Annotated in this window: 16 protein-coding genes and 1 tRNA gene; 10 read left to right on the top strand and 7 right to left on the bottom strand. The window is 47.3% G+C overall.

Features of this window, described 5'->3' with window-relative positions; translation table 11 throughout:
* Positions 1 to 145: 145 nt before the first annotated feature.
* From ureG to ureE, 3 genes are all read right to left on the bottom strand, one after another.
* Complete coding sequence (gene ureG, locus NG792_RS10085) at positions 146 to 742, bottom strand: urease accessory protein UreG (RefSeq protein ID WP_261235362.1); 597 nt, start codon at positions 740 to 742, stop codon at positions 146 to 148.
* Positions 743 to 817: 75 nt separating this feature from the next.
* Entirely contained in the window at positions 818 to 1,501 is a 684-nt protein-coding gene (locus tag NG792_RS10080) for an urease accessory protein UreF (protein WP_261235361.1), read from the bottom strand.
* Between the two features lie 89 nt (positions 1,502 to 1,590).
* Entirely contained in the window at positions 1,591 to 2,034 is a 444-nt protein-coding gene (gene ureE / locus NG792_RS10075; RefSeq protein ID WP_261235360.1) for an urease accessory protein UreE, read from the bottom strand.
* 336 nt (positions 2,035 to 2,370) lie between these two features.
* On the opposite strand from ureE, the gene NG792_RS10070 reads away from it, so the two are divergent.
* The 3 genes from NG792_RS10070 (at position 2,371) to NG792_RS10060 (ending at position 5,015) form a co-directional block, all read left to right on the top strand.
* Positions 2,371 to 2,442 (top strand) — tRNA-Thr (locus NG792_RS10070).
* 220 nt (positions 2,443 to 2,662) lie between these two features.
* The gene (locus tag NG792_RS10065; RefSeq protein ID WP_261198860.1) at positions 2,663 to 3,742 is read left to right on the top strand and encodes a sensor histidine kinase; all 1,080 of its coding nucleotides are present in this window, start codon (positions 2,663 to 2,665) and stop codon (positions 3,740 to 3,742) included.
* A gap of 400 nt (positions 3,743 to 4,142) precedes the next feature.
* Entirely contained in the window at positions 4,143 to 5,015 is an 873-nt protein-coding gene (locus NG792_RS10060) for a GGDEF domain-containing protein (RefSeq protein ID WP_261198861.1), read from the top strand.
* Between the two features lie 198 nt (positions 5,016 to 5,213).
* On the opposite strand, the gene NG792_RS10055 is transcribed toward NG792_RS10060, so the two are convergent.
* Positions 5,214 to 6,482, bottom strand: coding sequence for an HhoA/HhoB/HtrA family serine endopeptidase (locus tag NG792_RS10055; protein WP_261198862.1), 1,269 nt, complete (start codon positions 6,480 to 6,482; stop codon positions 5,214 to 5,216).
* 482 nt (positions 6,483 to 6,964) lie between these two features.
* Between NG792_RS10055 and NG792_RS10050 the strand changes: the two genes are divergently transcribed.
* The gene (locus tag NG792_RS10050; protein WP_261235422.1) at positions 6,965 to 7,846 is read left to right on the top strand and encodes a lysophospholipid acyltransferase family protein; all 882 of its coding nucleotides are present in this window, start codon (positions 6,965 to 6,967) and stop codon (positions 7,844 to 7,846) included.
* Between the two features lie 13 nt (positions 7,847 to 7,859).
* Here the strand turns inward: NG792_RS10050 and NG792_RS10045 are convergent, their stop codons facing one another.
* Positions 7,860 to 8,222, bottom strand: a complete 363-nt coding sequence (locus NG792_RS10045; RefSeq protein ID WP_261198863.1) for a zinc ribbon domain-containing protein — start codon at positions 8,220 to 8,222, stop codon at positions 7,860 to 7,862.
* Positions 8,223 to 8,512: 290 nt separating this feature from the next.
* Here NG792_RS10045 and NG792_RS10040 point away from each other — a divergent pair, with 290 nt between their 5' ends.
* From NG792_RS10040 to NG792_RS10030, 3 genes are all read left to right on the top strand, one after another.
* Complete coding sequence (locus tag NG792_RS10040) at positions 8,513 to 8,836, top strand: phasin family protein (RefSeq protein WP_015149625.1); 324 nt, start codon at positions 8,513 to 8,515, stop codon at positions 8,834 to 8,836.
* Between the two features lie 154 nt (positions 8,837 to 8,990).
* A complete protein-coding gene (locus NG792_RS10035) occupies positions 8,991 to 9,557 on the top strand; it encodes an FKBP-type peptidyl-prolyl cis-trans isomerase (protein WP_261198864.1) in 567 nt (188 codons plus the stop codon).
* A 201-nt stretch (positions 9,558 to 9,758) separates the two neighbouring features.
* Positions 9,759 to 10,427: a hypothetical protein gene (locus NG792_RS10030; RefSeq protein WP_261235359.1), complete on the top strand. Its 669-nt coding sequence runs from the start codon at positions 9,759 to 9,761 to the stop codon at positions 10,425 to 10,427.
* Here NG792_RS10030 and NG792_RS10025 read toward each other — a convergent pair.
* On the bottom strand, positions 10,409 to 11,605 hold the full coding sequence (locus NG792_RS10025; protein WP_261235358.1) for a DNA cytosine methyltransferase: 1,197 nt from the start codon (positions 11,603 to 11,605) through the stop codon (positions 10,409 to 10,411). The genes NG792_RS10030 and NG792_RS10025 overlap by 19 nt on opposite strands.
* 492 nt (positions 11,606 to 12,097) lie before the next feature.
* Here NG792_RS10025 and sufU point away from each other — a divergent pair, with 492 nt between their 5' ends.
* From sufU to NG792_RS10010, 3 genes are all read left to right on the top strand, one after another.
* Positions 12,098 to 12,574, top strand: coding sequence for a Fe-S cluster assembly sulfur transfer protein SufU (sufU, locus tag NG792_RS10020; protein WP_261198867.1), 477 nt, complete (start codon positions 12,098 to 12,100; stop codon positions 12,572 to 12,574).
* Positions 12,575 to 12,624: 50 nt separating this feature from the next.
* Positions 12,625 to 13,161, top strand: a complete 537-nt coding sequence (locus NG792_RS10015) for a Ycf51 family protein (protein WP_261198868.1) — start codon at positions 12,625 to 12,627, stop codon at positions 13,159 to 13,161.
* Between the two features lie 250 nt (positions 13,162 to 13,411).
* Entirely contained in the window at positions 13,412 to 14,146 is a 735-nt protein-coding gene (locus NG792_RS10010) for a Uma2 family endonuclease (protein ID WP_261235357.1), read from the top strand.
* A gap of 53 nt (positions 14,147 to 14,199) precedes the next feature.
* Here the strand turns inward: NG792_RS10010 and NG792_RS10005 are convergent, their stop codons facing one another.
* Positions 14,200 to 14,514: a hypothetical protein gene (locus tag NG792_RS10005; protein ID WP_261235356.1), complete on the bottom strand. Its 315-nt coding sequence runs from the start codon at positions 14,512 to 14,514 to the stop codon at positions 14,200 to 14,202.
* Positions 14,515 to 14,564: the final 50 nt, after the last annotated feature.

Below are 14,564 nucleotides of genomic sequence, written 5' to 3'. Positions count from 1 at the left end.
GGTCGAGGGGTAACGTTAGCTTTATGGTCCTTAACATACCCTGCAAGCACCGGGATAAGATACGCCTCAGTTCAGAGTGGGGCAGTCGCCCACCCTGAACCCCCTCTCCAATATCGCTACAGTACCGGAACAAAAGTACCTGTTTTTAAACCAGATTAGCGGCGATAAACTCTATCACCGCTTCTAATCCTTCTTGAGTCTTCAAATTTGTAAAGGTAAAGGGCCGACTACCGCGCATTTTTTGTGTATCCCGTTCCATCACCCCCAAATCTGCCCCCACTAAAGGCGCAAGGTCAATTTTATTAATCACTAACAAATCCGATTTGGTAATTCCTGGCCCTCCCTTGCGGGGAATCTTATCCCCAGCGGCGACATCAATCACATAAATGGTGAGATCGACTAATTCTGGGCTAAAAGTCGCCGCTAAATTATCCCCGCCACTTTCCACAAATACCAAATCTAAGGTCGTAAACCGCCGTTCCAATTGGGCGATCGCCGCTAAATTCAAAGACGCATCTTCCCGAATTGCCGTATGAGGACAACCCCCGGTTTCTACCCCCATAATTCGCTCCTTTTCCAGGGCCTGCGATCGCACCAAAAATTGAGCATCTTCCTGGGTGTAAATATCATTCGTCACCACCGCCAAGTTATAGCGATCGCGCATCGCCTTACACAACACATCCACTAACGCTGTTTTTCCTGAACCAACGGGACCCGCAATTCCAACACGAAATGCACTCATAATCAGGTTAAGGTTTAAAGGGTAAAATTACAAGAAACCGGCGGAGTTCAAAACTTCCTTAGTTGTTGCACCGCTTCAACTTCTAAACAATCGCGAATATTGAGTTTCATGCTGCATACTGGCTAAACTTAGCCCCCAAGTGCAACTGCTGAGTTCATCATCTTCTACCCTTAAAATTGTTTGAACCGCCGTCACCAGATTGGGTTGCAAGTTAAATAATAGCTGTTGCCCCGCCGTTTGACCTAGGGGAATCAGTTTCACCCCAGCCCCAATAAAATTACAAGCCCAACTGTGTAAATATCCCAACAAAGCCACATCCGGGGGAATCTGCCAATAGGAGGCCGCCATTCCAAAGGCAACTGCAAAATTACAATCCTCTTCACCCAATGCGCGGACTTCAACTCGGTCTTCTACCGGCCCCAGGCTCATCAATAACCGGAGTAACGCATTTCCCATCTGCCAACTTTGTTGCCGCAATTCTTCCGTTTCTCGGGTGGCAGATGACCAGTGATTCCACTCCTGAACCTTCCCCAAATTGCCTGCTTGGGCTGCATTTAAGGCTCTCACCATCACCGCTCCATCTAAAAAAATCGCCCCTTCTTGCAATTCCTGCTCAATCCAATTTCGGAGGGTTTCTGCACTGTTTATAATTCCCCGTTCAACTAACATTTCCAACCCTTCAGAGTAGCTATAAGCGCCTACAGGTAACGCAGGACTCGCTAGTTGCAATAGGGATAATAATGAAAATTTAGTAACCATAACTTAGAGCATAAAATTAGTTAATTTTTTGAATTCTAGTTTAAAATTTAGCCTTTTCTTTTCTCCAGAATAATCAATTCAGACTGCAATCAATGACCATGAGGGGAGTGATAAGCTCCTATTTCTGGATGAAATGGAGCCGTTTCTTCTTGAACCGTTAATCCTAATTGTTCTACCAGGGCTTTTAAAACGGGGTCAACGGTCAAACGTAAATAATCCGGTTTAATTTCTAAAGGAACGTGACGATTTCCTAAATGATAGGCAGCGCGTAATAAATCCCGGGGAGTATCAGCAGTAACCATCAGGGTGGGTTCCGGTTTAGCGGTAATCAGAACCATGATGTTCCCCGAGTCATCGGTGAGGCAGTCGCCATGACTTAAGACAGTCCCTCGGGGTAACTTCAGATGAACCTCTTCTCCTTCCTCCGTGGCAAATCGATGGCGACTGCGAGTGCGATCGTCTGCGGTGAGGGAAAGGGTCAAGGCGATCGCCGCCTCGGGATCCGGTGGCAAACAGTGGGTTAAGGTCAACATTAGCAATGGATCAACAGCAAGCTGTGAAGTTGTGGGACTGGGTTAGACCAAATCCTACCATTGAGGCGATCTCCTTTAAGTTCAACCCTGATTTTTCTAAGGGATTTCCCTAAAAAAAGTTCTGCCTTCAACTGGGGTAAGGGACCAGAAACCGGGTTTCTTGGCGAGTTTTTGGGACTTGTCACCGATGGGATGAAGAACCCCGGTTTTTCAACCGGGGTCTTGCCTGGACTGTACCGGCGTCCGAGTCACTGTTCATAACATTCCTGAAAAAAATCTCCTAAACCCTCTAGCCAACTCAAAAAAAGCCTGCTACAATCATCTAATGTCAGTCATGCCGATGTAGCTCAGTGGTAGAGCACTTGATTCGTAATCAGGCGGTCGCGGGTTCAAATCCCGCCATCGGCTTTCATGGAAAATCGCTAAAATAGCATCCAATGGCGATCGCCAGTCACCAGGGGAGGGTCTCTCAGCAGTCACCATGCCAGAACTGAGGCCCTGGACCGAAAACCCTGTAGGGCCATCCAAGCCAGTTGTACCTACAGATATAACAGCAATGGGGAAGTCCTATCAACTCTGAAATCCTGGATAATTTGGGTCAGAAACCGGGTAAAAATTACTCAAAACTATGACTAAGATAGGATTGCGATCGCGTTTATTTTTATCCCATCTCCTCGTCTTAATGGTTGGGGTGACCGTCCTCGTAATTACCGGCAAACTCTCCTCCCCCCGCCTATTTATTGTTCACCTTCAACAACTTGAAGGCAAAGGATTTAACCTCCACTACGTGCGCACTTCTTTAGTCGATGTCTTTGAAACCACCTGGAATCGGGGTACATTTTGGTCCGTAATTGTGGGGACAACCGGAGCCGGTTTGCTCAGTTACTTTGTTGCCAAACGGATTACTAAACCCATGACTCTCATGGAACGGATCACCCAAAAATTTGCCGCAGGAGAACTCCATCAGCGAATGCCTGCCAGTGAAATTCCTGAACTCAATCGCCTCAGTGCCAGTTTTAACCGCATGGCAGCGAGTATCGAAAATGTGGAGCACCGCCGCCGGGAACTGATTAGCGATTTAACTCACGAACTGCGAACCCCCTTAACCATTATTCGGGGGAATTTGGAACAACTCGAAGATGGAACCCTACCACCGGATCCCGATATTTATCACCGTCTTGCCAAAGAAACTCGGCGTCTGGAACGGTTAGTCAATGACTTGCAGGAACTCTCCAAAGCGGAAGCGGGTTATTTGCCGATTGATTTGCAGCGGATGAATGTGCGTCCTTTGTTGGAAACCTTAATTGAACGGTTTTCCGATTGGATTCTGGAAGAAAACCTAGTGTTGCAATTAGACTCTCCCCCTCAACTTCCGGGAGTAATGGCGGACCCTGATCGCTTAGAACAAGTGCTGGTCAATCTTCTGGGGAATGCCTTGCGTCATACCGCCACAGGTTCGATTTGTCTGCGAACCTGGACCAGCGCGGGTTATCTGTGGATTGCCGTGATTGATACCGGCTCCGGTATCCCCCCAGAGGATCTACCTCATGTGTTCGATCGCTTCTGGCGCGGGTCCAGTGGCAGCAATGGCACCGGCATCGGATTAGCCATTTCTCGGCGGTTAGTGGAACTCCAAGGGGGTCAGATTCAGGTTGAAAGTGAAGTGGGAAAAGGCAGCCGGTTTCAGTTTTCTCTTCCTTTAGCTTGAGGCGGTGGGGTGAATTTTCTCAAAAATCCGTTTAATTACTTCGGATAAAACCCTTGAACTGGGGAGTGAAGATAACCGACTGCCGTAGGTTGTATCAGGACTCAAGGCAATTAGTTATTAAGATATTTTTTAAACGGAAGTTGCGCAGTTGAAAAGAAGGGAATCATAGAAAGATGGGTCAACGCTTCCGGAAACTTCCGGCAAAACCTGATAAAAAGCTTCAAAAGATACCAACTGCTGACGACTTCCCGAAGTAGGATGTTCCTAAAGGACCGAATCGGGAATCAGGGACACCTACATAGAAGACATACCCTATTTTTTAAAAAATTGCCTCTATCAAAAGGATGACACGGGATTTATATTGGGGATATAATAGAAAAGTTTAAAGGAGTGCCGCGTCATGACAATTAAGCCATCGAGAAACCTGACTTGTGTCAAGACCCAATTTTATCAAGCTGATGAAGATGAACCTGAACCCAACGCCTCTTTGCTGTGGGAGGTGGAAAGACTGCGCCTGAAACTTGATAAGTTTAAGCAGGAAAAGGCCAAACTGCTTTTTACCCAAAAGACCTTGATGCTCCATACACAGACCCTGAGCGCTTTGGTCGCGGAGTTGACGCAAAAATTGGAAGCGGAACAGCGCGATCGCAAGCAGACTGAATCCACATATCAGTTCCTGGTGACAAACCTGCTGCGAGAAAAGGCCGACCTAGAAATCATGCTCGACACGATCGTCGAACATTCTGACCTCATGGAAGAGTTATTGCATGAGCAGTGTATTCGCGATCCGTTAACGGGTTTATTTAACCGCCGGTATTTAGCCAAATCTTTAGAACGGGAACTGTGCCGTGCTCAACTGACCGAGCGATCTCTCGGTCTAATCATGTTGGATGTTGACCATTTTAAAGGATTCAACGATACCTACGGACATGAGGCGGGTGATGTCGTCTTACGGGAACTGGGATGGCTACTCAAAACTGAAAGTGGTGCTCTTGATATTGCTTGTCGATATGGGGGAGAGGAGTTTATGGTTATTTTACCCGAAGCCTCTTTAGAGAAGACTCAGCAACAGGCGGAGCATATACGCCAACAGGTTAAACGTCTAAAATTGACTTATTTAGCTCAAGACCTTCCTAGGGTCACTATTTCCGTGGGGGTGGCTGTTTTTCCCCAACATGGGGTAACTGGAAACCAGCTCATGCAAGCAGCGGATGCGGCTTTATATCAGGGGAAGACCCAAGGACGCGATCGCGTCATTATAGCAACAGGTTAATCAGAACGCTCTCAACCGTTTCTCTAGTTCTCTTAACCGGCGATCGCCTCTATTTAAACTTAATATTCAATGACTTCTTACAAACACTTTTTAACAAATATCAAGCCGCTTTAAAAAATTTGGCTCTGTTGGGAACTCTAGTAAAATGTTCCACAACAGAGCCAGAAAAAATAATTGAAATAGTAACTAGAGTGCCAATTAATTACTCGCTTGGGAAGGGAAAGCACCCGGTTGTACCGCCAAAGTCATCGGTTGACCATTGCGAATCACTTGCATTTGCAATTCGCCTCCGACACGAGTCCGTTCCACTTGCTGTTGTACAGCATTGGCATCCGCCATCTGTACTCCATTAATGGAGACAATCACATCACCGGCACGCAGTCCACTGCGAACCGCAGGAGAATCCGGCATAACTTGAGCAATTAAAATCCCTTTATCTTCCGTAATCGTTAAGCCAGCATTGGGATTATTGTTAATTTCATTTTTCAGTTCTGGAGTTAGCTGCACCATTTGAATGCCGAGATAGGGATGTTGAACTTCTCCATTCGCAATCAATTGTTGAGCAATATCTTGAGCGCGATTAATCGGAATTGCAAATCCGAGACCTTGAGCACCTTGAATGATGGCGGTATTCATGCCAATCACTTCACCGCGTTGATTGAGCAAGGGACCGCCGGAGTTACCGGGATTAATCGCCGCGTCAGTTTGAATAAAGTTGACCCGCTTATCCGGGACCCCGACTTGAGAACTCGATCGCCCAGTTCCGCTAATAATACCCACAGTCACCGTATTATCCAACCCGAGGGGATTACCGATCGCGATCGCCCATTCCCCCGGTTGCAATTGCTCAGAATCTCCTACAACCGCTGTCGGCAAATCGGTCGCATCAATTTTCACTACCGCCACATCCGTCACCGGGTCCGTCCCCATGACTTGACCTGTAAATGAGCGACCATCTTTCAGGGTGACTTCCACCGTATCCGCACCGGCAACGACGTGGGCATTGGTGAGAATTTGACCCTCTTTACTAATAATAAACCCCGAACCCGTCCCTCGCTCTACCCGCTCTTGAGGTTCAGTCGGGAATCGGGACCCGAAAAATTGCCGGAAAAATGGATCGTTAAAGGCATCGGGAATTTGGGTAGTCACAGTACGTGATGCATTAATGCGCACTACAGCCGGACCCACATTTTGAACCACATCCGTAACAAAATTCGTCTCCGTCAGGGGCAATCTCGCCTGAATCACAGGCGCACTCTGGACTTGAGCGGGAGAGGCGGCATTAACCGGGGGTGAAACCAGGGTGGGTCCATTCAGAAATTGGGTCGCGGACCAGGTAGCACTGGCACCTAAGAGAAAAATAGAAAAATAGGTGAGGGTTTTTTGCCAACCGGGGGCCGACCCCGGATGATTAGAATTATTCAATTGTTCTGAGGGGGTATTGAACTGATCCTTTGTTGTTTTCATTCGGGATAACTCCTGCTGCAAAACTCCTGCATTACCTTAAAATCGAGCCTTCTTGCTTGCAGTCGGGATAATATAGCTCGTCAAAACCAATTGGGAAGAATCCAGGAAAAAAAGCTGCCTGCTTTCATTTCCGAGTTAGACACAGAGGGAACTGAGTCAGATTTCCTCCAGGATAGAGACTAGCTATTTTATAGACCTTTCTAGCATAAAGTCAAGACCCGCATCAGCATGGCTTGAGACAGTTTCAACTGGGTTGAAGGGCTGACTATTTTTAATGTAAAAGGCAGATATGACGAGGATGTGACGAGGATATCGCAGGGTTGTGGATCGGGATGGGGGACGGGCAATCGGGGGACGAAAGGTCAACAAAGCGACAATTCCGGTCCCCAAAGTTGCTAGATTTGTCAAGAGCGTGCAGACCAGACTATTCTGGAAAGCGCTATTCTGCGCTGGAAGGGCTGGGAGAGGCTTTGTTTGATAACCTGGAATCGTTCTTTAAACCGGAGTTCCTCGCACGAAAGGGCGATCGCCATCCCTATGATGGTTGGTCGTTAGACCAGCGGGACCCCCGGGTGATTCAATCGTTTATGCCCCTGTGGGAATGGGCATACCAGCACTATTTTAGCGTGCAAACCGACGGATGGCATCATGTTTTACCCGAGGGAAAAATGCTGGTGGTGGGTTCTCACAATGGGGGACTCGCGGCACCGGATATGTTTATGTTTATGTATGATTGGTTCCGTCGCCAAGGGTATGAGCGCTTGACCTACGGATTGATGCACCCGACGGTTTGGGATATCTTTCCCGATACGGTGGTTCGCCAAGCGGCCCAATGTGGGGCAGTGCGGGCGCATCCCAAAATGGCGATCGCGGCCCTACAAAAGGGGGCAACAGTTTTAGTCTATCCCGGAGGTGCCGAGGATGTGTTTCGACCCCATCACCTGCGAGATAAAATTTATTTTGCGGGTCGCCAAGGGTTTATTAAATTGGCCCTGCGGGAAAATGTCCCGATTTTACCGATTATTTCCTATGGTGCTCATGACACCCTGTTTGTGATGGCGGATATTTACCAACAAATGCGCCAGTTGCATGATGAGTGGGGGATGCCTTGGTTATTTGGGATTGATCCGGCAGTGTTTCCGATTTATTTGGGATTGCCTTGGGGGATTGCCTTTGGACCTTTACCGAATTTTCCCCTACCGGCACAGATTCATACCCGGGTTTGTGCACCAGTCGCCTTTGAGCGGTATGGACGAGAGGCAGCCAGCGATCGCCAGTATGTGAATCAATGTTATCAGTTGGTTTGTACTCAGATGCAACAGTCTTTGGACCAGTTGATTGAGGAACTGGGCGATCGGTCTTAGGTTGCCGGTGAGTTTATCGGAGTGCCAGGAACAGACTAATCAGGGCGATCGCCACCACCGCGATCGACCCCGGATGTCTCCTCACCCATTGATTCAGGCCCGAAAAAGAGCCAGATTGAGAATAGGGGGTATGAATCACCGGGACCAGAGGCTGAGATTTATCGTGATAAAGCGTACAGGTTTTAGCGTAGGGTCGCTGGGGATAGTTGCAGGTATCATCCTCATGGTAAGTGCAACTGTCGCATAAAAACTCTTCTGAGTTGGCCTGATGCAGGGGAATACCCGGGTGACCAAACCCTTTGAGTGGCGTTTGGCAGTAAGGACATTTGACAGCTTGGACATCAACGGATTGATGGCACTGCGGACAGTCAGACATGATGGCAAACTGGGGTTTTATCCGTTAGGGGGCTTGGGAATGAGTGCGGGTTTCCTCACTCATCCTCAAGCTCTTTGTTTCATCCTACCCCAAGTATTTGGGCTAAGGGCACTGTGTCCGAGAATGGAAACCCTACAACATAAGAGGTAGAACAGCCACAGAATCAGGATAGGATATCCCACAATAGAAGAGTGGGCTGGAATAGAGGCAGCGATCGCAAGCTTTGGAAGGCCCGCGCTATCGTAGATGATATTTTCATAACCCCAGTCAGAGGAAAACAATAAAACAATATGGATGCGAATAATTTGCTCAAGCAACTGCTATTAATTGGCATTGGGACAACCTCTCTAGTCGCCGAGAAAATTAAAGAGGTCAGCGACCAGTGGGTCCAGGATGGCAAACTCAATCCCGACCAAGCGAAACATTTTGTCGATGATCTGATGCAGCAGATGAAATCGGAACAGGGGAATTTTGAAACCCAGGTGCAGCGCCAGATTCGCAACGTCATGCAAGACCTGGGAGTGCCACGCCAAGCAGAGATGGACGAACTCAGAGGACGCCTCGATCGCCTAGAACGTCAAATTCGGGACTTGGAAAATAAGCAGTGGCGGTAAGGGGGTTTACTCCCACCATCCGATATTCGATTCAGAAATCCGGGACCACCCGGGGGACATTTGGCGTTAGAGTAGGGATCAGGCTACAATCGCTCGTTGGGCAATCCCTAACCAAACGATTGGAGCCATTACAGGCTACTCAGGAGGACTGATTTTGCGAGAAATTTTAATCAGCTTTGGGGTGATGCTGGCCTGCGTTTTGGTGCTGGTAGTCGCTCAGTTTACCGATCGCTCAAGTCAGGCGATCGCGTCCAACATTCAGCCAACTCAAACCACAACTGAAGTACCAACGCCCAGCAAATCCCTGTTGGCGCAACGGTTGACCGCTCAAACGCAAATCGCCAGCGCTGACACCACACAACAGGAGACCACGACAACTATGGAAACGACACCTTCGGGGCTGAAATACACGGAAATCGCCGAGGGAACCGGCGCAACCCCACAAAAGGGGCAAACTGTTGTAGTTCACTACACCGGAACCTTAGAAGATGGCACAAAGTTTGACAGTTCCCGCGATCGTAATCAGCCATTTTCCTTCAAACTCGGAGTCGGTCAAGTTATCAAAGGTTGGGATGAAGGTCTCTCCACCATGAAAGTGGGCGGACGTCGCGAATTAGTGATTCCCCCAGAATTAGGCTACGGCGATCGCGGTGCCGGTGGTGTGATTCCCCCCAATGCTACCTTAATTTTTGATGTAGAACTACTCAGAATTGGGGGATAAATTTCCCAGATTTCTGACCTTGCATCGTCAGGACACGGCAAAAGCCGTGTCCTTAATTTATAGTTGAATCACTCATAATTTTGAAAACCCGACTCTGCTACCCAATTAAGTCATTGGGAAAGAGATAGGTTCTCGCTTCCCATCGCGGATCTAACTACTACAAAATATCTTGATAAATTTTATAGACTACATTTTAAAAATATGACCGTTCAAGATGATATTCGAGAATATGAACTCATTGAATTATTTCAATTAGAAAAGCCAGCAAATCCAACCCGTAGTGGCACCGATGCGATTCTCCTGCTCAAGGGATCTCAAATTCCATTTGAGTTGAAGTCAAGCACCAAGTCTTCTGTGACAACCGTTCGGGACTTTGGAGTGGCTCATATTAGAAAATGGCACGGCAAACATTGGTTGTTTGGTTTCTACAGCGCCGGGGGAAAAGTTTTAAACTCCTGTCTCTATGGTTCTCCCCAAGCAATGGCTCCTTGGATTGCTGAAAAAGAAGCCTACATCCAATCAGATTATCAACTCGCCCAACTTTCTCCTGAACGTCTCACTATGTCTGTGCTCTATGAAATAGTAGGGAAAAAAGACGTCTATACGCTTAAAGACGCAAATAAACTGCACAAAAGACAATACTCTATGGAAGAGTACCTCTCTAAAATGGATTTAAAACCTGGATACTCTCCCGAGAGAATGCTTGCCATTTTGCAGGATAGATGTCAATACCTGATCGAGAGAGGTTCGACATTAAATAATCCTCATATTCCTGCTTCTTATTTTAAAGGATGGGAACGGATCGCAAACAACCATGCTCAACGGTTGCGCGAACTGGTTGCAGAAGCACTTCAGGATAACGCTTTATAAATCGATGCCGCTATCCGATATGCTAAGGGTGGGGGAACGGCATTGCCAATTTGTCCTAATGCCATGTAAACTGCTCCCTCAATTATCCAAAATTCAGGGAATCCTTGAATCATTGCACAGTCAGCCACCGACAATCGAAAATGACCATTTTTCGCTACAAATAAATGCGCTTGTTCTCGATTTGCCGCCACTCCATTCGGCCAAATTTGTAGTTTTTCCCAGTTCTTTTGAGCGGAAACACTACTCAACACTGATGTGGTATGCCGGGGTCCCGTCAGTCCACTTCTAATCGTTGGTGCTAAGGCATCAAAGCCAAGATCCGGTAATCCCAATGCCTCTCGAATCCCCATACATCGAGGGAGTTGCGAACGCTCTCCCGGGGAAAATAAATCTAACTGAATGGCTTGCCTGATACTACTCCCTTCCTCCTTTTTCCAGTGGTGAGTCGGTTGAGGTGGCTGATATTTGGCAGCAATTTTATCAGTTTTAAATCCCACAAAAAAAACACGGTTGCGAATTTGAGGAATGCCAAAATCAGGTGCAGATAAAATAAATTTAATTAAACGATAGGTTGGACTGAGGGGTTTTTCTATCTCTTCCTGTACATAGGAACTGAACTTTTTACCCAGTAGTGCAGTCACATTTTCTGCAACAAATGCTAAAGGTTGAATTTCCAAGACAGCGCGAACAAATTCGGGAAACATATCCCGGCGATCAGCTTTTCCTTTTTGATGACCTGCCACGGAAAAAGGTTGACAAGGAGGACCCCCATGAATCACATCCACTAACCCACGATAACTGCGCCAATCGATGTGGGTGACATCTCCTGGCTCCCCAGAAAATACTCTCCAATGGCGACGATTTTGAGTTAAGGTTTTACCGGCATCAGGGAGAATATCATAGCTGGCAACATGAGTAAAACCGGCGCGATCAAACCCTAAATCCAGACCCCCCCCACCACTGAATAAAGAGAGCGATCGCAATCCATGAGATGGCAACTGCAGCATCAAGTCTTCCGGATGCAACTTCGGCACATTAATCGGATGAATCGGTTTTGGTCCTTCTCCCCGCAATGCCTTCGCCTTCGCTGCACTCGATGCCTGAGAACGGTTTCGATAAACGGCTCGTTCTGCTTCGGTGATATTCCATCCCTGCGACTTTTCCCTCGGACTCTTCACGGTTTATTTCCTAATTTAGCGTAAATTTATGATAAAAATATACCCCGTCTTGCAGCAGGCTGACAATAGAATTGTTGAGTGTAAAGAAGATTGGTTGTACTCCTATAAAAAAGCCAGAAGGTTTTACTCGGTTTAAAAAATTTTAATTTAGGCATTTGTTTATAAATTAAAATTTAACAAAAATCTTTAATTTATATTAACGTTTCCCGCCCTTATTCGCGTACAAGATTGGAGTATGAGCATCTTGCTCGCTTTCTTTCTCACTGATTAAAGTTCCGTGGGTTAGCGCCCTGGCGGATAACCTCTAGGATGATCACGTCTCGCTATCACCAAAAGTGCTAACACCGCTAATAAATTGGTCGGGAAGATTTTAATGTTTAGATTGCCTTGGGCAGGATTCTCAAGAACGCATAACCCCTAACCCACGACAAAAGGTGCTAGTGCTGATAGGATCTAAACTAAAGATTAATTAAGTTCTCCCCGCTTACTACCATGTCTCTGAGCAATCTGCGCGACCTCTACCAGCAAGTCATTCTGGAGCGTTACAAGTCTCCCAAATACCGGGGTGTCACGGATCCGGTGCATCGCCGACAACGAGGACATAACCCTTCCTGTGGCGATACCATCGAACTGACATTGCGGCTGAATGAGGCGGGCGATCGCATTGAAGAGGTAAAATTTGACGGGGAAGGCTGCGCCATCTCGATGGCATCGGTGGACTTGATGGCAGAAGCGTTGCGCGGCAAATCCACGGACGAAGCGATCGAAATGGTACAGCGCTTCCAAAACATGATGAAAGGCGAGGCGGAATTTCCCAAAGAACAGCGCAAGCTTAATGTCATGCAAGGTGTCGCCCAATTCCCCGTTCGCATCAAATGCGCCAACCTTTGCTGGCATACTCTAAAAGCGGCGATCGAATCAGTGAACCCTGACTCCGATAGCTTTGTCAGTAATGAAGCGGAATCTTAAATCTGAATGCAACTCAACCGAACTACTCCTCAATTACACCAGAAACCAATATGCTAACAACCGCAGAATTTTTCATTGCTTTTAAGTGGGCAGGCATCCTCACCCTGGTTAGTGGAGTCCTGAGTTTGTTAGGATTTCTCTTCAAATGGGGAGTCCGTTTTCGCTTGGTAGGAATTACCGGCTTTATGGGAGTCCTCACCGGCGGTTTATTTGCCCTCAGCTTAGTCCCTCTGACTCGGGTCCAAGTCCCCGGTGCAGTCCATTACACTAGGGTCTACGACAATGGCGGCAGTCAAACGGTGATTGCTTTACCGCCGAGTATCACCCAGTCTGAACTGGAATTAACCCTGCGTCAAGCGGCAAATGATTTGTTTTCCCAGGGGCGGTTTAGTTCCGGTGGAGAAAACCAATTAACCATTCGCGCCCGCACAATCGTCCATCCCGAACCGGGACTGTCTAAACCCCTATTTTTGGGTCAGGTGAAGCGATCGCTGGGGGTTCGCGATGATGAAAACATTGAAATCGAAATCTACGCCGCTCAATTCGCGGAACTCTCTAAACTGAAACCAGCAGCCGAAGACGCCTAAACAATTGAGAATTGAGAAGACAGAACCCTAGGGTTCTGTCTTTTCTATTTTTCTAATGGAAATCGATAAACTCTATCTTTTTTTTCAGCAAAATAAGGAAAGGTTGTCAAAAGCCGGATTTGCTGGGGGTACTGTAGCACAGAGGGCAGACAGCATGAGTTGAGGTTAAATCGGTCGGGGATGCGATCGCCAGCTTCTATCCGATAGAATAACAGCAAATTCCCTATTAACGGTCATGCGAGGTTGCATAATGTCTGTCATACCTCAAACCCCAGTTTCTGAGATAAAAATTACCTGGCCTAAACTGCCAGATGACTTTGTACTGCCTGACGATCCAGTGGAAAATACAGAACATCCTTTATTAGCAAATGCTCTGCGTCAAGCGCTTCCTCCAGCATTAGTAGAAGAGGCTTTAATTGTCGGAAATTTTGCCCTCTGTGCCGCAATTAATAATCGCATCCTTTGTAAAGCGCCCGATTGGATGTATGTCCGTCCGATAGAACCTTGGCCGCATCCCTATCCCCGTCGCAGCTACACTCCCCACACGGAAGGGCCCGTTCCGTCAGTGGTTATGGAATTTCTATCCGATACCTACGGTGAAGAATACTCCGTGGAGTTTCAACAACGCATCGGGAAGTGGTATTTTTACGAGCGAGTGGTGAAGGTACCAATTTATGGGATTTTCCAACCGCAAACCGCGACTTTAGAAGTCTATCGATTAGAGAGCGATCGCTATCAAATCCAGACGACAAATGCAGACGGTCGATATTGGATTCCCGAATTAGAACTCTTTTTAGGAGTCTGGCAAGGAAAGGGCGATAATCGTACCGGCTATTGGTTGCGCTGGTGGAATGCGGAAGGAGAACTCCTCCTATGGCCCGAGGAACGCGCCGAACAAGAGCGCCAACGTGCCGAACAAGAGCGCCAACGCGCCGAACGACTGGCGCAACGGTTGCGGGAGTTGGGAGTGGATCCGGATAGTTAAAGGATTGGAGATGCGATCGCTTTTTTGGTAGTTGCAAGAGGCGATCGCTTGCTTTATTCTAGCAAATCAAGCAAGTTTGGTTGACCCAGACGCTTCCTTAACTCTTTTCGTATTTCTTCGAGCTTCTTGAGTGCGATTTTTTTGGCGTTCTCATACTCTTCCTCTGTCTGATGCTCTTTCCATTCTTTCCCTGTTTCGCGTTTTATATGACCAAAAATTCCAGCAAACAAGAGATCACTGTTATTTGCTGCCTTTTTTGGAGAAGAACTTATTAGAGACTGTAACTGCAAATCAATTAAGCTCTTTCCTGTCGGACGATCTGGAACTAGAATCCCGTCCGATATGCAGTTACGCAAAATTAATTGCATATTCTTTTCCTAGATTTTCGAGGACATTAGTGACATAATCAACTAAATTT

Origin of the sequence: Laspinema olomoucense D3b (assembly GCF_025370785.1) — a bacterium.
Classification (GTDB): domain Bacteria; phylum Cyanobacteriota; class Cyanobacteriia; order Cyanobacteriales; family Laspinemataceae; genus Laspinema; species Laspinema olomoucense.
The sequence above is the reverse complement of the archived record's forward strand: the minus strand, read 5'-3'. Positions and strand labels throughout refer to the sequence as shown.

Excerpts from the sequence above, each read along its gene's own strand:
- ureG (WP_261235362.1), bottom strand. The coding sequence starts at position 742 with ATGAGTGCATTTCGTGTTGGAATTGCGGGTCCCGTTGGTTCAGGAAAA.
- NG792_RS10080 (WP_261235361.1), bottom strand. The coding sequence starts at position 1,501 with ATGGTTACTAAATTTTCATTATTATCCCTATTGCAACTAGCGAGTCCT.
- ureE (WP_261235360.1), bottom strand. The coding sequence starts at position 2,034 with ATGTTGACCTTAACCCACTGTTTGCCACCGGATCCCGAGGCGGCGATC.
- NG792_RS10065 (WP_261198860.1), top strand. The coding sequence starts at position 2,663 with ATGACTAAGATAGGATTGCGATCGCGTTTATTTTTATCCCATCTCCTC.
- NG792_RS10060 (WP_261198861.1), top strand. The coding sequence starts at position 4,143 with ATGACAATTAAGCCATCGAGAAACCTGACTTGTGTCAAGACCCAATTT.
- NG792_RS10055 (WP_261198862.1), bottom strand. The coding sequence starts at position 6,482 with ATGAAAACAACAAAGGATCAGTTCAATACCCCCTCAGAACAATTGAAT.
- NG792_RS10045 (WP_261198863.1), bottom strand. The coding sequence starts at position 8,222 with ATGTCTGACTGTCCGCAGTGCCATCAATCCGTTGATGTCCAAGCTGTC.
- NG792_RS10040 (WP_015149625.1), top strand. The coding sequence starts at position 8,513 with ATGGATGCGAATAATTTGCTCAAGCAACTGCTATTAATTGGCATTGGG.
- NG792_RS10030 (WP_261235359.1), top strand. The coding sequence starts at position 9,759 with ATGACCGTTCAAGATGATATTCGAGAATATGAACTCATTGAATTATTT.
- sufU (WP_261198867.1), top strand. The coding sequence starts at position 12,098 with ATGTCTCTGAGCAATCTGCGCGACCTCTACCAGCAAGTCATTCTGGAG.
- NG792_RS10015 (WP_261198868.1), top strand. The coding sequence starts at position 12,625 with ATGCTAACAACCGCAGAATTTTTCATTGCTTTTAAGTGGGCAGGCATC.
- NG792_RS10010 (WP_261235357.1), top strand. The coding sequence starts at position 13,412 with ATGTCTGTCATACCTCAAACCCCAGTTTCTGAGATAAAAATTACCTGG.
- NG792_RS10005 (WP_261235356.1), bottom strand. The coding sequence starts at position 14,514 with ATGCAATTAATTTTGCGTAACTGCATATCGGACGGGATTCTAGTTCCA.